Origin of the sequence: Actinokineospora spheciospongiae, from assembly GCF_000564855.1 — a bacterium.
Lineage (GTDB): Bacteria > Actinomycetota > Actinomycetes > Mycobacteriales > Pseudonocardiaceae > Actinokineospora > Actinokineospora spheciospongiae.
The window spans coordinates 1-19,571 of record NZ_AYXG01000122.1; the positions used below are offsets into that span (position 1 = coordinate 1).

Consider the following 19,571-nt stretch of genomic DNA (forward strand, 5'->3'; position numbering starts at 1 on the left):
CCCTTCCTCTCTACGGCCCACCTCACCCAACCGGTTCGAGAGGTTGTTGAGGCTCATGGCGAGGTCAGGGAGGTGGGCATCCGGGTTGGTGCGGTGGTAATGGACGAGGCGTTGGGTGAGGTCGGTGGCGAGATGGGCGAGGCGTCGGGTGCTGTGGGGCAGCAGGTCAGTGAGGGTGGTGACGAGGGAGGTGGGTGTGTCGGGGTTGGTGGTGATGGTGTGTAGAGCGGTGAGGAGTGGTTGGGGTGTTTCGGTTTGGGTGGTGATGGTGAGGGCGGGTGGGGCGAGGGCGTGTGAGTGGGTGGTGATGAGGGTGGTGATGTGATGGGCGAGTTGGGTGGGATGGGGTGTGTGGATGAGTGCGCGGGTGAGGACGGTGAGCATGGTGGTGGCTTGGTCAGCGGTGGCGGTCGCGGCGAGCTGGTTGGTGAAGTTCGGGGTGTTCAGGGTTTGGTGGGCGGCGTGGTGTTCGGCGAGGCGGTCGGGTTGGGGGCTGTCGAAGTATCGTCCTGGGGTGGTGGGCGGGTAGAGGCTGCGCAACCAACCGGTCAGGTGGTGCAGGGTTGGGTTGGGGTCAGCGGGGAGGCCAGGGAGGGTTCGTAGGACGGGATCGGCGTCCTCCGGGCCGGTGAGTCCGGCGAGGATGGCGAGGGCGATGACGTTGTGCAGGGTGGTGCTGTTGAGTGCGGCGAGAGCGGGGATGGTGGCGGCGGTCTTGTGCCAGTAGCGGCGTTCGTGGAGGAGGACGCGGGCTTCGGGGGTGGTGTTTGGGGTTCGTTGTTCTGGGGGGAGGGTGGTGTCGAGGAGGTCGGCGAGGGCGGTGAGGTGCAGGGTGAGTGGGTGGTCGAGGTGGTCGCGATCGGGTAGGCGGGCAGCGATGTCGGCCCAGGGGTGGTGGTCGAGGCCGGGGACTTGGGGCAGTGCTGTGGCGTAGGCGGTGATGGCGTCGCGGTAGGTGGCCTCGGTGGCGGGCAGCGGTTCGAGGGGGTGGGTTCTGGCGGTGGCGAGGTTGTCTGCGATGCGTTCGTCGGCGACGGGCAGGTCCTCCCACCATCCCGCCGCGGTGCGCGCGAGCAGCAGGACCTTGACCTGTGCGGTGGCAGGAAGGACGGTCAGGATGGTGCGGAGTTGGGTGGGGCGGGTTTCGGCGTAGTCGAGGACGATGAGGGTGGGGCGGGCGAGTTGACCCACGATCTGCATGGTTTCGGCGGGTTTGTCGGGTGAGGGCCAGAACACCGCCCACCGGGCGGAGAGTTCATGGCTGAGTTGCAGGGCCAGGCGAGTTTTCCCCTGCCCTCCCGGTCCGTGCAGCAGCCACACACCTGGTCCGGGTTGGTCGGCCCAGGTCAGCAGGTCGCGCATCAGGGTGGTGCGGGGTTGCCAGGGCACGATTTCGTGTCGGGCCAGCAACAATGCGGACGGGGTCGGAATGGCGGTCGTTGTGGTGGCGGACAGCGGTGTGAGTTCCACGCTGTCCAGGCGCGCGTCCGGCTGTCCGAGTGCGGACCGGAAGGTGGGGTCGTTCCACAGGACGTAGGCGGGGACGGCCAGCAGTTCGCCGTGTTGGGCATTGGCCGGGTCGTGGGAGACCACGCCGATTATGGTGTCGCCGAGGCAGACAGCGGCCCCGGACATCCCAGCCCAGGGTGAATCACCGGAGGGCAGCGTTGTGTAGGGGTGGCCGGTGACAGTCATGGTGTGCTTATTGCCCACGAACCTGTCACCGGGGTTGATGTACCCGGTGACCTGGCGAACCTCCTGCGGTGCCCCCAGCGGACCCTGGACCCCATCAGGGACACCCCACGACTCACACACCTGCGCGGTGCGACGAGTGCCGAACCGAGCCCACCGCACCGGTGTGCTCACGTCGAAATCAGCGGTGTTGACCTTGACCAGGACAGCGTCGGCGGGCCCTGCCGGGTCCCCAGCCCACACCACAGTCCCCGAGACCGTCCTGCCGCCTGCCGGGCGCCAAATGGACACCGTTGTCCCCGTGGGGCCGCACACGTGTGCCGAACTCACCACCAGACCCGGGGCAACCGCATACCCCGAGCCGCAGATCCCGTCCCGGGCGACCGCGGCGACCCGCTCCCGCTCCACCGCTCAGTCCTCGACACGCCGGGAGGTGTCCCCGGGACCATCAGGCCGGTCCGCCTGACTGCCGACCTGCACATCACCCCCAGCCGCGTTCTTCGCCGTCAGGGAGATCTTCACCCGGTGCGTTACCGCCCGCGCGGCCCCGGCTTCGACGTCGCCGGACACCACCCATGCCTTGAACCCGGCCTTGGCCTTGGTGTCCTTCTTCAGCTCGACGGCGAACTCCAACTCGATGGGCCCGACCGTGAATGACACCCACGGACTCCTGCCCCGCGTCGCGGCCTCGATCAACTCATCACGCAGTGCGGCCACAGCATCAGCCAACTCGATCTCCATACTGCGTACCATCGCAGACCACGCCACCACGTAACAGCACCACTACGACAGGCACCACAAGAATCTCTGGCGGGTGGCCGGGCGAGAGGCTCGGTCTAGACCACCAGCCATGCGCCGCAACGGGCAAAGACGAGCATGAAACCCACTGCCCACAGCCAGGCAGTAGCCGGTAGCCAGCCAGATTCCAGCTTACTCTCTCGAAACCGCTAATGAAAACGATTTCCAGCATCCGAGGCCGTAGCTGCTCGTTAACCACAACGCTCATCATCAAGTGAACTTGAATATTTCATACTTACCGACGCTCAATTTAGAGCGAGTACTTGGGGCCGCTCCCGAGCACTGCCTACGCCTGGAGTCGCCATGAGATTGACCGTAGGTTGTCGGCCATAGGGTCCGCCGATAAGCTAAGAGCTATCGGACGACTTAGTCGTTAAGCACCACAGTGTTCAGTTAATGCATATAATGGCAAGCCCAGTTACAAAATATATCTATTGAAGATCCGCACATGCAGTGTAACAACAACACGCCTTGCGGCGATACTGATAGTCGCAGGGCGAGAACCAGGGTACAATCTGGTCAACTTGCACCAATTCATCACAGAGTGAAGAGCGACGATGGTACCTGAGGAACTTTCGACCAGTTTGTTTGAGACTCGGGCAGAGCACCTTTCGCGCTCTCAACTCGAGTCCTGGACCGCCCTATCTCCGCGTGAGGAACGGGTAGTGGCCAAGTTGAAATCTACTGGGGCCAAGCTCATTTCTGGTCCGCGCGGTTGCGGGAAGTCGACAATGATCCGCCTCGCGTATTATCAAGCGCTCGATAGCTCGGACGTTCTTCCGGTCTATGTCAATTATGCCAAGCATCTTGCAATCGAACCCATTTTTAAGTCACGTCCAGATGCTGTAGATTTATTTCGCCAGTGGGTAATTGCGAAGGTCGTAATTGGTCTCGAGCAGACTCAGATCGAAGCGGATATACCGTCTCCAATTTATCTGCGGTCCATGATATCCAGTTCTCACAGGCTGGTTGATGATCTGGAAGTCGGTTACATACCGACCGAAATTCCTAGAATTTCACCGACGCAGCTCATAGCATTTATTAATGAGCAGGTGGAATTTGTACGTCGCAAGCGGGCCGTGCTTTTGTTCGATGATGCCGCACACACCTTCTCCGCTCAACAGCAACGCGAGTTTTTCGAGATCTTTAGACAACTCAAGACGCGATCTGTCGCACCAAAGGCTGCTGTTTATCCGGGCGTAACTAACTACTCGTCAAATATGCATATCGGGCATGACGCCGAAATTCTCGAAGCTTGGTATCGAGTTGATGACCCGGCTTACCTTGAAACAATGCGCGAAATTGTCTCCAGGAGATTGCCTGCTGAAATCGTTGCGGAGTTCGAAAAAGACCGACTAGGTTTGCTGAATTATTTGGCTTTGGCATCATTTGGAATGCCTCGCAGTTTCCTTACAATGCTTCAGGAGGTACTCGAACTTGATGAAGACGCGGGGAAACATATCGCACCTCAAAGGCGTCGGACAGACTCTAGCATTGAGCGAAATGTGGCTATTGTGCGCGGCGTCTTCGAAAGTACGGGTGAAAAAATTCCGCGATACTCAAACTTGATCGTGGAAGGCCGTAGGCTTGAAGGAGCTTTTATTGAGCGGTTGGCTCAGATTAACACTAACAAAACAATACATCAAAAAACAACTACCGTTGGAGTCCGGCGCCCACTAACAAAAGAGTTTCAGCAAGTTACGGACTTAATGGCGTACGCTGGAATAATTCGTCAATTAGATTCCCAGTCTCGCGGTAGTGACGTGTACGAACGATATGAAGTACACTCAGGTTTCGTAATTGCAAGTAATGCTCTAAGCCTAGGGCGAAGCCCCTCTACGCGTGAGATTACTATCTCATTGACGAAACGTCCTTCATCTCTACTTGTGCGAGGTAAGCCAGAAACATACTTAGGCAACGATTACCGATCTCGTTGCACCCTCAATTTAACTCCATGCTCTAACTGCGACACTCCGCGCGTAAGCGAGGACGCGCAATTTTGTATGCGTTGCGGTAAGCCGCTGATTGACAAATCGCTTTATAAAGAAATGCTACAACGGCCAGTCTCAGATCTTCCTATTCCTGAGGCAAAGAAGAAAGCCTTGGCCAAAACTAATCTTGCGACTATCCAAGACATACTTCTAGATGTTGATTTCAAGCAGTTGCTTCGAGGGCACTACGTCGGCTCGATTTGGGCCAAACGAATCTTCTCGGCCGCCGAGGAGTACGTAAGTGTCTAACCACCTGGCTCCAGCATTTCGGGTTTGTGGAACGAGCCCAGCTACAACAATCAATATTAATTCGGCATGTCGACCACTCTCAAAAAGCAACGATTCCCCGATCGACCAATACTACGATGCCGCTGAAGCAATTACAATTGTTGGCGACCCCGGCCTTTTGCACACCCATCCCGTGCTCGGTCGCCTATTACTCTTAGGACACACTAGCGCTGCCGAAAGTTACGTTAGAGGAATAATCGCGGGGTTGCTAAATATCTGTTCAGTTGCAAAGCGCCATGCAGGAACACATGCGATTCCATTTGCGAGCTTAGAGTACTATAGTCCTTCGGAGATGGCTTATGGCCTGTTTGAAGGAAAAAGTTTAGCTGGATCACAAGAGCTACTTCAAGCGATAAAGAAACTTACTGGTATTGAAATAAAGCCAGGCAGTGCCGCTTTCGTCGCGATCGAAAAATTTGATTCTGTTTGCCACCTTCGTCACGCCGCTGTACACGCGCACGGGAGTATCGGGACGGCAAACGTCAGGGCGTTAGGATTATCATCAGGTGGGGGAAGGATGAGCGTCGATATCGACTTGCCTCGGCTGCATGAGGTTGCCATGACGTGTCGAACTATGGCGCAAGAAATGAATCAATTTCTGTTTGATTCAACTTTAGAAAGATGGAAAAACGGAGGGATTCTTGCTCGTGACTACAATTTAGATCGAGGCAATTTTCGGAAGCTACTTCAACTATTTCTGAGCGACAGAGACAACGCTAGCGGAAAATTCGGCCCGAAGAAGATATATGATCATTTAGTCTGAATCGCGAGCCCGCCGGAGAAATCTATCACCCGAATTTGGCAAATTGAGTCCGTCAGTCTGTCCTGACCCGTCAATTACGCATCCAAAGCATCCATGGCCGTCTTCATCTAATGGTAGCCACTATCAGTAGCTAGGCAATTTCCACGAACAAGACCGCACCATTAACGTGCTGTCCCTTGCTTGTCCTGCCGAACAGCTGTTGGGACAAGCAAACCTTGCCCTGACCAGCAAAGACACAGTTGGGACAGGTTGCTGATGGCTGTCCCATGCTCAACTGAGCAAGCCTTGAGCCAAGGTAGCGAAGTGATGCAAAGGGTATGTCCTGTCCCAGAGTTCAGCCGCTGGTATTTTTGGTCAGGAGATAAGAGATGAGGGCTACGGTGTCTCTTGGGTAATGGTCTACTGCGCAAGACGGGTGGGGTTGTTGAGGGTAGCTGCTGATCTACCGAGGCGGTGGGCGGCTTGGCGGGCGGTGAGTTCGGCTTGGTGGCGCACGATGGCAAGTTTGTGGCCCAAGGCCAAACTGCGGCCGGCGGGGTTGGGCATGGGTGGTGTTTTCAGAGGAGGTTGTTGAGCCAGTGGTGGGCGATGGTGTGCATTGCTTTAGTGTCGGCCCAATGGTGGCCGGGCGGGGTGGGGATGATGGCGATAGGGGTTTGGGGGCCTTCGGTAACGGGGCCGGGTGGTAGGTGGTCGTGGATGATCAGGTGGCGGTGTTGTTCGATGACGGTTCCGCGGAAGACGGCGATGAGCATGTCGCCTTTGGCGAGGCGGAAAGTGTGGCCGCGGTGGTAGATGCGGACGTGTGGGGTGGTTGATAGTTGGGCGCTGGAGGTGAGGCTCCGGGGTGTGGGCATGGGGTGTCCTGGGGACGTGGGTCAGGGGTTGAGGATGGTGGTGTCGAGCAGTTCGCGGACAAGGTGTGAGGCGAGGAGCCAGGGCAGGCGGGGGCTGTCGTAGTGCAGGGTCTCCGGGCCGAGAGGTGTGGGTCGGGGACTGGTGGGTGAAGGGGCGTAGAGGGCGCCGTGGACGCCTGCGAGTGGGGCGTGGGTGGCGCGAATGATGGCGTGGCCTTTGCGCAGGGCGGGGCAGGCGCGGGTGGAGATGGTCAGGCAGGGCGCGCAGATCGGGGGTTCGGTCACGCCCATGCCGGTGGGCCAACTGGGCCAGTCGGTGCGATGGTCGAGGAGGACCCAGAGGATGCCGTCGTCGGTTTGATCGGCGGGGGCTGCGCAGACTTGGCAGAGGAGTTTGCGCATGGCTCGGCGTTGGCGGGCGGCGTGGACGAGGCCGAATTCGGGGGTGCCCTGGCCGTGGGCCAGTGGGGTGCGTGCCCAGAGGATGCCGCGGGAGTCGCGGTCGCCGATCATTTCGTCGGGGTAGGAGATGCCTCGGTTGCCGAGGAGGCGGATCACGGGCGGGGGTTTGGTGACTTCGTGGCTCCAGGCCGTGACGTAGGGAACGCGCGGGTATCGGGGCGTGGGCATGTTTACTTGGCCTCCGCGGTGTTGCGGAGGTCGTTGTGGAGGAGCTTTCCGATTGGGGTGTGGAAGTGGTTCAGGAGCCAACGCAGGGAGGTGATGGCGTCGGTGTAGACGTCGGAGAGTTGGGTGACCGTGTCGCGTGACAGGGGCTTGCTGGCGAGTGTGTCGAGGATGTCGCGGCAGATGGTGACCAAGCTGTTCAGGTTGGCGTGGATGAAATTCGCTTGGAGTGGTGGCGCGTCGCAGGTTGCGGGGTCGATTGCACGTTTGTTGGCCAGCCAGCGGCAGGAGTCGAGGACGGTACGGCCGGTGCCTTCGAGGTTGTCGAGCTGGAGCGGGTCGAGGGTACCGTTGGCAAGGTTTGCGGCCATCTTTTCGGTTAGGTCTATGAGTGCGTAGAGGTCTTCGTGAAGGTAGGGGAAGCCGGGCGGGCGGGTGCGGTGGTGCTGAACCAACGCGAACGCTGCGAGCATTCCTGCGGTGGCGATGAGGGTCGGCAGGTGCAGGCGGGGGCGCATTGGGTCTCCGTGCGTTTCGTAGGTGGAATCGGTGGTGCCGACTCAACCGGCGACGGGTTGGAGAGGCCACGGGAGCGGTGTGGGGGCTCCGTGGGGTGGGCACGGTTCGACCAGTAGGGCCGATTTCGGCTGTTACGGTGATGGGACCGATGCCAGAGAGGGGTTGTCATGGGTCAGTTTCAGCGGCGAGCCAAGTTGGCTGCGGCACGGAAGGCCGCTGGGCACACCCAGGAGAGCCTGAGTGCGGCGTTGGGTGTGGATCGCACGACAGTGGCGACGTGGGAGTCCGGTGAACACATGCCGATGCCGCATGTCCGGCCGATGCTGGCTCGGGAGCTGGGGTGCAGTTTGGCGGAGGTTTGTGGATTGGTGGACGGCGAGACCGTCTCGGCTGTTGCCGTTGGGGAGCTGGCGGAGTGGTGCGCGTGGGTGGACGCGCGAGCTGGCTGGGAGCCGGGGACGTGTCGGGCACGGGTGGAGTCAGGCGCCCACAACGGTGCGGTTGGTCGGGACCTGGGACGGCGGGCTGTTGCTGAGGCGATGCGAACGTTCTACGGCGGTGGGTCGGACGCGGGTGTTTTCCGGGCCGTAGTGGGCGGTGTGGAGGTGGTGACCAGCGTGGCGACGCGGCCGGGGTGGCTGGATCTGCGGCGTTCCCTGGTAGCTGGGGATGGGCTGGAGCTGTCGGTGGGGTCGTTGTTCGAGGTTGGGCAGCTCGGGAAGGTGGCGGCGGAGTGGGCGGCGCGGCGGCTGGCGGACGCGGCGGCGTCGGGTGGGCGGCTGACGGACTCTCCGTTGTACCGGCTGGTGGAGGTGTCGGTGGCTTCCGGTGTTGTCGAGGGCCGGGTGGAAGTGGCGTCGTTTGTGGACTACGCGCTGACGATGGATGTACTGGAGCGCGAAGTCACCGCAGGGGAACTCGGGCTGCGGCGGGCGCTACTGCCCGATCTGGCCTCGGTGTTCGACGTGGGTGGGCGGTTGTGCGTGGGCGGGGTGCCTGCGTTGTGTGCGATCGCGCGGCCTGGTGGGGACTACGTGGTGTTGGTTCAGGAGCGGTCACAGCAGGTGGTCAACGTCGCGGGGCGGTTGGCGGTGATCCCGAAGGGGTTCCACGGGCCGTTGAACGATGTCCGGGCGGACGTTCGGCTGGTGGCGACGGTGCTGCGGGAGTTGGAAGAGGAGCTGTTCGGGCGCGGCGAGTTGGACAGCACGATTGGGGGCGTGCGTGCGGCGGCGCCGATGCATCCCGATCGGTTGTCGGCGCCGATGCGGTGGTTGATGGAAGCGCCGGAACGTCTGCGGGTGGAGTGCACGGGGTTCGGGTTGAACTTGGTGAGCGGGAACTACGAGTTCGCCGGGTTGGCGGTTGTGGAAGATGAGCAGTTTTGGGAGGAGTTCGGCGGATCGATCGAAGCCAACTGGGAGTCGGCGGGGTTGATGTTGTATTCGACGCGGGATGCGGACAGCATAAAGGCCCTCATTGCCGATGACCGGTGGAGCAATGAGGGCCTGTTTGCGCTGTTGTTGGGGGTTCGGCGGTTGCGGGAGATCGGCGGGGACCGGGTGGAGTTGCCTGCGGTGGAGTGGGCAGTGGGTTAGGTGGCAGAGGGCCAGCGGACGGTGAGGACGATCGACTGGTCGAGGGCTTCCCAGGAGTGGTCGACGCCGGGGCCCCACATGATGTAGTCGCCTTGGCGGGTCATGGTGGTGGAGCCGCCGGTGACGTCCACGCGGAAGTGGCCGCTGATGAGGATGACCAGGGTGGTTCGCTGGTCGTCGGCGGTCCAGTCGGCGCGCTTGTCGCCCGGGGGGTGGATACCCCACTTGATTTCGACGTCCTTTTGGGAGCGGACGCCTTCGTTGGGGTCGATGAAGTGGCCTACCAGCCAACCGCGGGTGGGGGCGCCGTCGTCTTCGGCGTTGCCGGTTGACCAGTTGTGGGTCACTTGCTTATCTCCCATTCGATGTGTGGCAGGTTCACGCGGTTGCCGCCGATTGTGTTGAGACGGCGGAGGGCTTGCAGCATGGCGAACAGGCCCTCATTGCTCCACGCTACCTCATTGAGGAGTTCGGTTATGAGGTCCGGGTCGTGGGTGGAGTAGCGGCGGAGGTTTGCTGATTCCCAATTTGCTTCTATTGATCCGCCGTGGTCTGCCCAGAATTGTTCGTCTTCTATGACGAGGAGGCTGGGGAACTCGTAGTTGCCGCTGACGAGGTTGAGGCCGAAGCCGAGGCATTCCATGCGGAGGCGGTCGGGCTCGGCGAGGAGCCAGGCCAGGGGCGTTGACAGGCGACTCGGGTGCATGGGGTCGGCGGTGCGGATGTCGCCGAGGGTGCCGTCGATGTCGCCGCGGCCGAACAGTTCCTCTTCGGTTTCGCGGAGGAGGGTGGCGCCGAGTTGGGCGTCTCCGCGGAGGTCGGTGAGGGGTTGGTGGAAGCCCTTGGGGATGACGGCCAGGCGGCGGGCGGCGTTGATGACGTGGCCGGAGCGTTCTTGGATGAGGAGGAGGTAGTCGGCGGGGCCGCGGTGGTCGGCGGGGCGGGCTATGGCGGTGAGGGCCAAGACGCCGCCAGCGCAGAGGCGGTTGGGGAGGTCGTGGACTGCTTCGGAGGTGGGGAGGTGGGCGTCTCGGAGTGGGAGGGCTCCGGGGGTGGTGGGGCGGCCTTCGGCGAGGGCGTCGACCAGCTCGCCTTCGAGGAGGTCGAGGGTGAGGGCGTACTCCATGAACGGGGCCACGCCGAACGTGCCGTTGATGCGGCCGGGAGTGATGTCGGCGTTGGTGAGGCGGTAGAGCGGGTTGTCGGTGATGCGGGTGCCCAGGGCCAGGGTTTCGGCGATGCGGGTCACGGCGGCGTCAGCGGCGGTCGCGGTGAGGGTGGGGCCGTCGTCGGGGAGGCCGGAGCCGATGGTGATGTTGTCGGCGGGGCCGGTGAGGGCGACGTTGAGGTCCAGCCAGTCCGGGGTGGTGAGGATGCTGGTGTGGGCGGTGTTGTCGCCGTAGCGGGCTGAGTAGCGGGTGGCGGTGCCGTAGTAGGCGGTGAGGGCGTCGGCGATGTCGCGTTGGGTGACTCGGGCTCGGCGGATGCCTCGCTCGCGGATGTCGCGGACGTTGAGGTGGGTGACGCGGTCGGCGACTTGGGCGCGGGCGGTGCCGAGGTCCCAGCGGGCGTGCCAGTCGAGCCAGTCGAGGGCGGCGCCGATGTGGTGGTCGCCGGTCAGGCGTTGGGCGATCTCCGGTGCAAGGGGCGCGGGCGCGACTGGTGTTGGTCTGGTGAGGGTCGTGAAGCGGGCGCGGGCGTCTTCTGGTGCTTGACGGAGGGCGGTGTCGAGGGCCTGTTGGATGTCGAGCTTGGGTTTCATGGCGGGCCGTTGGTGCCATGCGGCGACCGTGCGGACGGCTACGCCGAGGTGTTCGGCGAATGCCTCATTGGTCAGGCGCAGTGCCGCTTGGAGCGTGCACGCGGTTTCGCCGGTCCACCCGGTCGACTGGTCCATGACTGTGCTTCCCCCCGGAATGTGCACTGGCGATGCACTGGAACTGCACTGGCGGTGCATGGGGCGCGAGGCCCGTTCGGCATTGAATTCAGGGCATGGAAAACACCTGGTCCTCAGCGCTTCGGGCGGACGTGGTCGGCCACGGTCGACAGGTCGCCCTGCATGGTGTCGAGGCGGTCGGCGATCTCGGCGAGGCGTTGTTCGAGAGCGTCCAAACGGGACATGAGGCGGTCGGCGTTGTCGTCGACGGGCTCGTCCGGGTGCGGCGGGCGCTGGTTGTTCAGGACGGCGTTGAGGTGCTGGGGGTGCAGGCCCAGGGTGGTGGAGAGGGCTTCGAGGGTGCGGGCGCTGCGGCGTCGTTCGACGGTGTGGTGTTGCAGCTCGCGGACGATCGCCTGGGACACCTGGGAGCGTTCGGCCAGCTCTCGCTGACGCCAGCCGAGTTCGTTCACGCGCTCGTTGATCGCCTTGGCGACCGCCGCCCAGTCTTCCGACACCTATTCCTCCGTGCTCCGCCTCAGCGCCGAGATTAGCGCTCATCGACTTTCCTGCGGCGCGTTGGCGCGCATTCCGTCGGCGTGGCGGACAAACACACCTTCACTCAAGCTGATTTCAACACTATGTTGCTGAAATCAATATCAAGGGACATTTCTGATGCGGACGAGGCTGCCCGGAATCGGGCGGAAGACGGACCTCACGGTTCGTGAGGCGGCGTGGGTGCTCGGGGCTGACCCGGGGGTGGTTCACCGGGCGGTGCGGGCCGGGGTGGTCCGGACGTGCCGGGGTCGGGTGCCGGTTGTCGAGGTGCTTCGGCACCTGCGTGGGGGTGCGGCGTGACGGACTCGCTGGTGGGGATCGCGTGGCGGTTGGATCGGCTGCGGTGGGTGCCCTCGGATGTGCTTGGGGACGTCGTGGTCGCTCGCGGGGCGTGCATGGAGGTCTACGAGGCGGGGGACGCGCTGGAGTGGACGGGGTTGGCGCAGACGGATCGGGCGTTGGCCGCTCGGTTGTGCGCGGGGTGCCCGGTCGTGGACGAGTGCCTGGAACTGGAGCTGCGCACGGCCGGGGAGTCGACGGTCGGCGTGTGGGGTGCGCTCGGTGAGGACGAGCGGCGGGAGCTGTACCCGCACTGGTTGCGGCGCGGTGAGCGTGTGGAGCGGGGTGAGCACGCATGATCGAGCTGACTGCGGTGCAGGTGGTGGCGGGTGTCGGGGTGCTGCTGGCGTTCCTGTGGGTGTGGCGGGCGGGTGCTCGGCGGGCTCGGGCGGCGGCGGAGAAGGCGCGCGGCGGTGCTCGGCTGGTGTCGCTCGGCGGGCGGGTGCTGTTCAACGCGGGGTTGATCGTCGGGGTTCAGTGGGTGGTGATCGCTCACCCGGGGTCGCCGTGGGTGCTGTTGGCGGTGCTGGGGGTGCCCGCGCTGTTCTCGGCGTTCACGTTGACGCGGGCGTTGACGGTGGAGACGCACTCGGAGCGTCGGCGGCGGGGTGGTCGGCGATGAACCGGGCGCAGGAGTTGGCGCGGTCGGCCGCTGAGGCGGCGGAGGTGCGGGCGCACCTGGCGCACCCGGACGTCGTGGCGCTCGGGATTGAGCGGGTGCGCCGTCAGGTGGATTGGATGTGCTGGTCGGGGATCGTGCTGGGGTTGGCCTTCACGATGACCAACGTTCAGCAGTTCGCGGCTGGATCGGCGGCGGCGTGGTCGCTGCGGTGGGTGGCGGCGTGGGTGCTGGACCCGACGGTGTCGCTGGTGCTGTTGGCGATCTTGCGGGCGGAGCAGGTGACCGCTCGGTATCGGGTGGCCACGGGGGCGTGGGTGCGGCGGGCGAAGTGGTTCACGCTCGCGGCCACCTATGTCATGAACACCTGGGAGTCGTTCGTGGCTCGGGACGTCGCCGCGGTGGTGCTGCACTCGGTTCCGCCGCTGGTGGTGTTCGCTGCTGCGGAGGCGATCACGGACCTTCGGGACAAGCTGACTGAGGCTGTTATCGCAGCTAGCGCGGCTGGTGGTCCGGTCGTGAACGCTGAGGTTCACGAGGTAGGGGCGCGTTCACGGAAGCTGTTCGCCGACTACCTCGCTGACGCTCGGGCCGCGTGGTCGCCGGGGGTGGAGGTGACACCGGCGTGGGTGCGTGAGGTGTCGGGGTGCTCGCGGGGGCTGTCGTCGCGGTTGGCTCGGGCGCTCGCGGATGAGGTGCGGGCATGAACGGGGACAACTCGCCGGTGCGGGCGGTGCTGGACGCGGAGTTGGTGGACGAGGACGCGCCGGTGTCGGTGCGGCCGGGGTGGTGGGCTCGGCGGGCTCCGTTGTGGCTGACCTCGCGGCCGCACCGGGCGCAGATGCTCCGGGATCTGGCGTGGGCGGTGCTGCGGTCACCGTGGCGGTTCCTCGGGGCGGTGGTCCGTGGGTTGGTCGCCGCGTTGCGGTGGTGGCGGGGCTGGGTGACGGTGCGGGACTACCGGGAGGCCGCGGAGGGGTCGGAGAAGCTGGCGGACAAGTTCGAGGCGATTCGGGCGCTGACGCTGTTCCGGTGGAAGGTGACCGGCGCCCTGGTGGCGGTGGTCGCGGTCGTAGGCCTGGTGGTGCGGCTGGTCTACGGGGACTGGGTGCTGTGGCTGCTCGGCGGCATCGGCGCGGTGGGGCTGGCAGTACTCGGACGACGGAAGGAGGGCAGTCCGGGACGGAAGGCGGTGCTGGGTGGGCCGCGGGCGTTGACGTGGACGATGGACCCGCAAGTCCTGGTGGACGCGTTCCGGGACGCGAAGCTGATCGGCAAGGACGAGACGCTGCGGCTGGTCGAACGCGCGATGCGCGTCGGCGAGGGGTGGGCGGTCACGGTCGACCTTCCGGCGACGCGGAAGGCGGCGGACGTGATCCGCAACCGGGAGGCGTTGGCGTCCGCGCTGGCGGTGGATGAGGTCCAGCTCAGCGTGGAGCGGGTTCGCGGGAACGGTGGGCACGCGGGGCGGGTGGCGATGTGGGTTGCCGATCAGGACCCGTACGCGACTCCGCCGCTGTCGACACCGCTGTTGGATGCGCCGAGGTGGGATGCGTGGCGGGCGGTGCCGTTCGGGCGGGACGCGCGGGATCGGCGGGTGGACTTGCCTCTGGTGTGGACGTCGATGTTGGTAGGGGCGATTCCGAGGCAGGGCAAGACCTTCGCGGCGCGGTTGGCGGCGGCGGGGCTGATCTTGGACCCGTACACGCGGTTGTACGTGGCGGACTTCAAGGCCGGGAAGGACTGGGACGCGGCCGGGGCGGTGGCGCACCGGTTCATGTCCGGGGACGAGTCCGAACACGTGCTCGCGCTGCTCGGATGGCTGATCGAGTTGGTGTCGGAGGTGCAAGGCCGGTACCGGCGGATGCGGGAGCTGGATGACGTGGTGTGCCCGGAGTCGAAGGTGACTCCGGCGATGTCGCGGGACGTCGCGTTGGGGATGCCGATCACGGCGCTGTTCATTGATGAGGTCCAGGTGCCGTTGGAGGACCGGACACCGGTCAAGGTGCAGGACAAGAAGCTGACCGCGGGCGAGTACGTCGGAGAACTGCTGACTTGGTTGGCGAAGAAGGGACCAGCGGCGGGGATCGTGCTCGTGCTGGCCACTCAGCGGCCGGACTCGAAAACCATCCCGTCCGGGCTGCGGGCGGTGCTGGGGTCGCGGTTCGCGCTGCGGGTCATGGACTGGCGCGACTCCAACATCGTCCTCGGGGAGCAGATGAACACCCGCGGGTACGACAGCTCCCGGTTGCTGGCCTCGCACAAGGGCGTGGGCATCCTCCGACCGGACGGGGAGACCCAAGCCGGGGCCGAAGTGCTGGCGTTGACGGTGCGGACCTACTACATGCCCAATGAGGACTGGCGAACCATCTGCCAGCGCGGTCGTGCGCTGCGGGAGGCCGCCGGGACGCTCACCGGACATGCGGCTGGACAGGACACCGCGCCCGTGCTGGACCACGCGGCGGTGGCGAAGGCGATCGGCGCGGGAACAGGGACGAACCAACCCGTGTGGCGACCGGACGGGCTCCCCGAACCGCTTGCCGAGGTCGTGGCGTACCTCGGTGAGGACATCGAGGTACGGGACTTCGTACCGACGGCTGAGTTGGCCGAGGTGTTGAAGGCCGATCCGACAGCGTTCGCCCGGCAGATGGCGGCGCTGGACTGCAAGCCCACCCGCAACCGCACCCCGATGGACGACGGCGAGGTACGGCGGGTTCGCGGCTACTTCACCGAGGACATCCGGACAGCGGTGGCTCGCGCGCGACGTGGCGATTTCGGCTCCCTGGTCGAAGCCGGGCCTGACAGCGCATGAGTGCAGGTCAGGACGATGACCGCGCCATCACGGTCCACGTTCCGGACCATCCTCCCAGGTTGAACCCGAGAGCGAGTCGCACACTTCTTGCCATACTGGTCGAGCTGACGACGGTGGCGGCCCCTGAACCGCCTCCGGAAGGGGGACACGATGACTACTGAAATCAGCCCGAACCCGTGGGCGATGCTGGATGAACTACTCGGGTTGGAGGTGGACACCGCCGAGGTCGAGCACGGCATCGGACCCATCGCGTTCTACGGGCGCTGCTCCACCGAAGACAACCAGGACCCGGAGACCTCCCACGGCTGGCAGCTCGGCAACGCCCGCAAGTTCGTGGAACCGCTCGGCGCGACCGTGGTCGCGGACTTCTTCGACATCGGCCAGTCCCGATCCGTCCCCTGGGAGCGGCGCACCGAGGCGTCGCGGCTGCTCGCGGCGCTGAAAGACCCCCGGCGAGAGTGGAACGCCCTGGTGGTCGGAGAGGGCACGCGGTGTTGGTTCGGCAATCAGTTCTCGCTGGTCGCTCCCCGCTTCGCCGCGTACGGGGTTGAGCTGTGGGTGCCGGAGTTGGGCGGCAAGTTCGACGCGCGGAACCCCTCGCACAAGATGCTGATGAGTGTGCTCGGGGGCATGAGCGAGTCCGAACGCCAGCATGTGCAGGCCCGGGTGCGGGCGGCGATGGATTCGCAGGTGGTGAACGAGGGACGCCACCAGGGCGGCCGGGCGCCCTACGGGTACATGACCGTGGACGGTGGCCCGCACCCCAACCCGCGCAAAGCCGCTGAGGGATTCCGGCTACGCCTTCTCGCCGTGGACGCGCCCGCGGCTGAGGTGGTGCGCCGGATCTTCGCCGAATATCTCGAAGGCAACGGAGATCGGGCAATCGCGGCCAACCTCAATAGCGACGGCATCATGTGCCCGTCGGCGCGGCGGCCGGAGCAGAATCGGCATCGCCTTGCCGACGGCTGGCAGGGCAGCACCGTCCGGGCGATCCTCGACAACCCCCGCTACACCGGATTCGCCGTGTTCGGCCGCACCACCAAACACGAAACCCTCCTCGACCCCGACGACGTCGCGGCCGGGAACGTCACCCGCTTCCGCCGCTCGACCCCGGACCGCATCGTGCGATCCCGCACCCAGGCCCACCCCGAAATCGTGTCCGTCGAGACCTTCACCGAAGCCCAGTTGATCCGCCGATCCCGCGCGGCTGGCGGCATGACCGGCATCGCCAAGCTCGAACGCGCCCGCACCACCACCAAGCGCACCTACCTGTTCCGCGGCCACGTCCGGTGCGTGATCTGCGACCGGAAGATGCAAGGCGAGACCATCCGCAATGGCAACTACTACCGGTGCATCGCCCGCACCATCGCCCCCGGATCACCAGCCTTGGCCGACCACCCCAAAACGGTGAACCTGCGGGAGGACAAGGTGGTCCCCGCGATCAACGACTGGATCAGCACCATCTTCCACCCCGACAACCGGGACGAGACCGTCCGAGCGTTGATCGGCTCCCAGGGCACCACCGACGACGGCCGCGCCGCCGCCCGCGCTCGACTGGCCGACGCCGAGGACAAGGTGCGCAGGTACCAAGCGGCGATCGGCGCCGGAGTCGACCCCACCGGGCTGGTTGAGGCGATCAACACCGCGCAAGCCCAGCGTGAGGCGGCACGGGCCGAAGTCGCGGCCATCACGCGATCGGCGAGTGCCTTCGATCCCGCCGAGGTCTACGCCATGATCGACGCGCTCGCGGAGACGGCAGGGTCGATCAGCACGGCACGGCCGGAGCGGCTGGCGAAGCTGTACGCGGATCTGCGGCTTGACCTGCGGTATGACCACGAAAAAAAGGCCGTCGAAGTGACGGCCTCTCCGCGTGTGGTTAACGATGGTGTCCGAGGGGGGACTTGAACCCCCACGCCCGTTAAGGGCACTAGCACCTCAAGCTAGCGCGTCTGCCATTCCGCCACCCGGACTTGCGAGGGGTTGTCCTCGCGGTGCGGGTGAGAGCATAGCGGACCGCTCCCCTGCCGCTCGCAGGGGTTCACCAGCGTTGGTCTTCGTCCTTGTAGATGCGGGTCGACGTGAAGTCTTCGTCCTCTGCCGGGCGGGAGGCGGGGGCGCGAGGGGCGGGCGTGGTGGGGTCAGGGGTGGGGATGCGCTGGACGATGTCGCTGTCGCCGCCGAGGGGGGTGAAGGCTGTGGCTACCTCTTGGGCGGCTTGTTGGCGGGCGGTGCGGGTGGTGGCCAGGATTTCGGCGGTGAGGGCCTCCGCTGACTTGGTCATGGCCTTGTCCGTCAGGTGGAGGTCCAGGAGGGCTCCGCTGGGGGCCACCGTGACCGTCACCGAGCCGTCGGCGGAGCGTTCGACTGCTCCGGCGGACTCGATGTTCTTCTTGAACTCGGTTGCCTTCTGCTGGAGGTCTGCCACCTTGGACTCGAAGTCGGCGAGCCATTCGTCTGGGGTTTGCATGGGGTGCCTCCTCCTCGGGTGGGGTGAGCGTAGCGTTGGGCTGCTCTAGGGTGGGCTTAGTCGACTGAGGGTAGGGGGCGGGATGATCACCGCGATCGTGTTGGTGCGGGCTGCTACGGACCGCATTCCGGAGGCCGCTCAGGCGATCGCGGACATCCCCGGGGTTGCCGAGGTGTACTCGTGCGCCGGGGACGTGGATCTGGTGGCGGTGGTGCGGGTGGCTGAGCACGAGGAGTTGGCCCGGTTGATCCCGGGGGCGATCAGCAAGGTGCCGGGGGTGCTGGACACGGACACGCACATCGCGTTCCGGTCTTACTCGAAGCAGGACACGGACGTGGCCTTCGACATCGGTGTCGACGAGAGCTGATCACTCGCCCCGGTGGCGGTACGAGATGGGCGTGAGGTTCGTCGGGGTGGCGAGCCAGGGGTGGCACACGCGGAGGGTGCCGCCTGTGGCGGTCGGCGGGGTTGTGCTGCGGTCGAGGGTGATGGGTGCGGCGACGATGAGCATGGTGTGGGTGGACAGCTGTGATGCGTCCACGGTCTTCGCCTAGGCCGAGCTCGCGTGCAACTCCGGGAGGGGGCGGGTGCACGGTCTCGCCCACCCAGATGGTGGTGCCCTGCATGAGGGTCAGGAAAACGGAATCGCCGGGTGCATCGAACAGGTAGACGACGTACCGGCCCTCGGTGGCCTTGGGGGAGCGGCTGAGCGAATGCACCCTCACCCAGGGGACTTCACTGCGACGACTAACCCCGTCGCTGGCGTCCACGGCCAGGTCGGTGAGGGTGGGGGTCCGCAGATCGGAAAGGTGAGTGCGGAGCCAGCCGACCATGTTCTTGCAGATGGGGGTGCCCCGGCGGAGCATGTGGTCTGTTGTATTCGGGCTGTAGTGCTGCTTCAGGTCTAGACTTCATGCAACACTTCTCGCATCACTTCAACATGATTGCACGCCGAGGTGGGTCAGAAGCGGCCTTCGAAGAGGAGGCGGGCTATCTCCGTGTCTGTGGCTCGGCCCTCGTCGTAGGCGCCCTGGTTGGTGAGGTTGTTCATGATGGCCAGGGTGTAGCGCTCGGCGGGGCCTGCGAAGCCGACCGTGTTCATGACCCAGCCGCCGTCTTCTTCTGACCAGCCGTCTTTGTTGCCTGGGGTGGCTGCTTTGCCCGCGCCCCAGACGCCCCACTGTTGGTTTGCTGCCACTGTGCGCATGTTCTTGACGATGTACGCCTTGTCCTCGGCGGGGGTTTTGTCCAGGACGTGGGTCATGAGGCGGTCGAGGTCCGCCGTGGTGCACTTCTGGAAGCCCCAGTAGGGGTAGGTCTGGCTGTAGCCCCTCTGCGGGGTCAGGGTGGTCATGCCGTACATCGGGAAAGCCTTGTTCCACAGGGTGTGGTCGGGGCCGCCGTACTTGGTCCACAGGGTTGTCGCGGCGTCGTCGTCGGAGCTGTGGAGCATGGCGATGATCTTGGTGTGGTCTGTGGGGGTGAGGGTGACCGTTCCCTCTCGGTTCCTGCGGAGGAGGTCGACCACCATGGCCAGTTTGATGGTGCTGGCGGTCCAGGTGGGGTCTTCGGCGTGTTCGTTGTGCCAGACGGCGCCGGTTTGGCGGTCTCGGAGGACTATGCCGACGGTTCCGGGGCGGTGGGCCACGTAGGTCTTCACGGCGGTGATGCGGTTCTGGAAGTCGCAGTCGAAGCCGGTAGCGGGGCAGGTGGTCGCGATCATCGAGGTCGTCTACATCCTCCTGATCGTCCTCGGGGCGAACACGG

The 19,571-nt window shown here is 64.7% G+C and carries 20 protein-coding genes, 1 tRNA gene and 2 pseudogenes; 11 read left to right on the forward strand and 12 right to left on the reverse strand.

All coding sequences use genetic code 11. From position 1 onward, the window contains the following. Together UO65_RS16810 and UO65_RS16815 are read right to left on the reverse strand one after the other, a co-directional pair. Positions 1–1,593 (reverse strand): P-loop NTPase (locus UO65_RS16810; RefSeq protein WP_200873388.1); only part of this gene is annotated, 1,593 nt, incomplete at its 3' end. Between the two features lie 510 nt (positions 1,594–2,103). Further along, positions 2,104–2,433: a trypco2 family protein gene (locus UO65_RS16815; RefSeq protein ID WP_035283598.1), complete on the reverse strand. Its 330-nt coding sequence runs from the start codon at positions 2,431–2,433 to the stop codon at positions 2,104–2,106. Positions 2,434–3,155: 722 nt separating this feature from the next. Here UO65_RS16815 and UO65_RS35890 point away from each other — a divergent pair. The 3 genes from UO65_RS35890 (at position 3,156) to UO65_RS38625 (ending at position 6,350) form a co-directional block, all read left to right on the forward strand. Then, positions 3,156–4,730, forward strand: coding sequence for a P-loop NTPase family protein (locus tag UO65_RS35890; protein WP_152552125.1), 1,575 nt, complete (start codon positions 3,156–3,158; stop codon positions 4,728–4,730). Next, positions 4,723–5,532, forward strand: coding sequence for a hypothetical protein (locus tag UO65_RS35895; protein WP_152552126.1), 810 nt, complete (start codon positions 4,723–4,725; stop codon positions 5,530–5,532). The genes UO65_RS35890 and UO65_RS35895 overlap by 8 nt, the downstream gene beginning before the upstream one ends. Positions 5,533–6,227: 695 nt before the next feature. Then, positions 6,228–6,350: a hypothetical protein gene (locus tag UO65_RS38625; protein ID WP_267880603.1), complete on the forward strand. Its 123-nt coding sequence runs from the start codon at positions 6,228–6,230 to the stop codon at positions 6,348–6,350. 60 nt (positions 6,351–6,410) lie between these two features. Here the strand turns inward: UO65_RS38625 and UO65_RS16825 are convergent, their stop codons facing one another. Together UO65_RS16825 and UO65_RS16830 are read right to left on the reverse strand one after the other, a co-directional pair. After that, complete coding sequence (locus UO65_RS16825; protein WP_152552127.1) at positions 6,411–6,947, reverse strand: hypothetical protein; 537 nt, start codon at positions 6,945–6,947, stop codon at positions 6,411–6,413. A gap of 74 nt (positions 6,948–7,021) precedes the next feature. Further along, on the reverse strand, positions 7,022–7,534 hold the full coding sequence (locus UO65_RS16830) for a hypothetical protein (RefSeq protein ID WP_035283564.1): 513 nt from the start codon (positions 7,532–7,534) through the stop codon (positions 7,022–7,024). A 168-nt stretch (positions 7,535–7,702) separates the two neighbouring features. On the opposite strand from UO65_RS16830, the pseudogene UO65_RS38630 reads away from it, so the two are divergent. Continuing rightward, positions 7,703–7,879, forward strand: a pseudogene (locus tag UO65_RS38630) (helix-turn-helix domain-containing protein); the annotation flags it as partial. Between the two features lie 195 nt (positions 7,880–8,074). Then, positions 8,075–9,133 carry a transcriptional regulator gene (locus UO65_RS16835; protein WP_267880604.1) on the forward strand — a complete coding sequence of 353 codons (1,059 nt, stop codon included), beginning with the start codon at positions 8,075–8,077 and terminating at the stop codon, positions 9,131–9,133. Here UO65_RS16835 and UO65_RS16840 read toward each other — a convergent pair. The 3 genes from UO65_RS16840 to UO65_RS16850 form a co-directional block, all read right to left on the reverse strand. Further along, a complete protein-coding gene (locus tag UO65_RS16840) occupies positions 9,130–9,480 on the reverse strand; it encodes a hypothetical protein (RefSeq protein WP_035283567.1) in 351 nt (116 codons plus the stop codon). The genes UO65_RS16835 and UO65_RS16840 overlap by 4 nt on opposite strands. Continuing rightward, the gene (locus UO65_RS16845; protein WP_035283569.1) at positions 9,477–11,030 is read right to left on the reverse strand and encodes a hypothetical protein; all 1,554 of its coding nucleotides are present in this window, start codon (positions 11,028–11,030) and stop codon (positions 9,477–9,479) included. Before UO65_RS16845 ends, UO65_RS16840 begins: the two co-directional genes overlap by 4 nt. 113 nt (positions 11,031–11,143) lie before the next feature. After that, entirely contained in the window at positions 11,144–11,527 is a 384-nt protein-coding gene (locus UO65_RS16850) for a helix-turn-helix domain-containing protein (protein ID WP_035283571.1), read from the reverse strand. 336 nt (positions 11,528–11,863) lie between these two features. Between UO65_RS16850 and UO65_RS16860 the strand changes: the two genes are divergently transcribed. From UO65_RS16860 to UO65_RS34685, 5 genes are all read left to right on the forward strand, one after another. Continuing rightward, positions 11,864–12,205 (forward strand): WhiB family transcriptional regulator, encoded by a 342-nt coding sequence (locus tag UO65_RS16860; RefSeq protein ID WP_035283577.1) that lies wholly within the window; start codon positions 11,864–11,866, stop codon positions 12,203–12,205. After that, the gene (locus tag UO65_RS16865; protein WP_035283579.1) at positions 12,202–12,528 is read left to right on the forward strand and encodes a hypothetical protein; all 327 of its coding nucleotides are present in this window, start codon (positions 12,202–12,204) and stop codon (positions 12,526–12,528) included. The genes UO65_RS16860 and UO65_RS16865 overlap by 4 nt, the downstream gene beginning before the upstream one ends. Further along, the gene (locus UO65_RS16870; protein WP_035283585.1) at positions 12,525–13,232 is read left to right on the forward strand and encodes a hypothetical protein; all 708 of its coding nucleotides are present in this window, start codon (positions 12,525–12,527) and stop codon (positions 13,230–13,232) included. Before UO65_RS16865 ends, UO65_RS16870 begins: the two co-directional genes overlap by 4 nt. Beyond that, complete coding sequence (locus tag UO65_RS16875) at positions 13,229–15,337, forward strand: cell division protein FtsK (protein ID WP_052021270.1); 2,109 nt, start codon at positions 13,229–13,231, stop codon at positions 15,335–15,337. The genes UO65_RS16870 and UO65_RS16875 overlap by 4 nt, the downstream gene beginning before the upstream one ends. A 150-nt stretch (positions 15,338–15,487) precedes the next feature. Then, the gene (locus tag UO65_RS34685) at positions 15,488–17,242 is read left to right on the forward strand and encodes a recombinase family protein (protein WP_084175715.1); all 1,755 of its coding nucleotides are present in this window, start codon (positions 15,488–15,490) and stop codon (positions 17,240–17,242) included. On the opposite strand, the gene UO65_RS16890 is transcribed toward UO65_RS34685, so the two are convergent. Both UO65_RS16890 and UO65_RS16895 read right to left on the reverse strand, forming a co-directional pair. Next, a tRNA-Leu gene (locus UO65_RS16890) sits at positions 17,221–17,307 on the reverse strand. The genes UO65_RS34685 and UO65_RS16890 overlap by 22 nt on opposite strands. Positions 17,308–17,375: 68 nt before the next feature. Continuing rightward, complete coding sequence (locus tag UO65_RS16895) at positions 17,376–17,804, reverse strand: YbaB/EbfC family nucleoid-associated protein (protein WP_035283590.1); 429 nt, start codon at positions 17,802–17,804, stop codon at positions 17,376–17,378. A gap of 82 nt (positions 17,805–17,886) precedes the next feature. On the opposite strand from UO65_RS16895, the gene UO65_RS16900 reads away from it, so the two are divergent. Beyond that, positions 17,887–18,171 carry an Lrp/AsnC family transcriptional regulator gene (locus UO65_RS16900; RefSeq protein ID WP_035283591.1) on the forward strand — a complete coding sequence of 95 codons (285 nt, stop codon included), beginning with the start codon at positions 17,887–17,889 and terminating at the stop codon, positions 18,169–18,171. Here UO65_RS16900 and UO65_RS38120 read toward each other — a convergent pair whose 3' ends face one another. From UO65_RS38120 to UO65_RS16905, 3 genes and pseudogenes are all read right to left on the reverse strand, one after another. Further along, a complete protein-coding gene (locus UO65_RS38120) occupies positions 18,172–18,345 on the reverse strand; it encodes a hypothetical protein (protein WP_233427648.1) in 174 nt (57 codons plus the stop codon). Positions 18,346–18,421: 76 nt separating this feature from the next. Next, a pseudogene (locus UO65_RS38990) lies at positions 18,422–18,670 on the reverse strand (MrcB family domain-containing protein); the annotation flags it as partial. Positions 18,671–18,765: 95 nt separating this feature from the next. Continuing rightward, positions 18,766–19,464 (reverse strand): serine hydrolase, encoded by a 699-nt coding sequence (locus UO65_RS16905; protein WP_233427653.1) that lies wholly within the window; start codon positions 19,462–19,464, stop codon positions 18,766–18,768. Positions 19,465–19,571 lie beyond the last annotated feature (107 nt).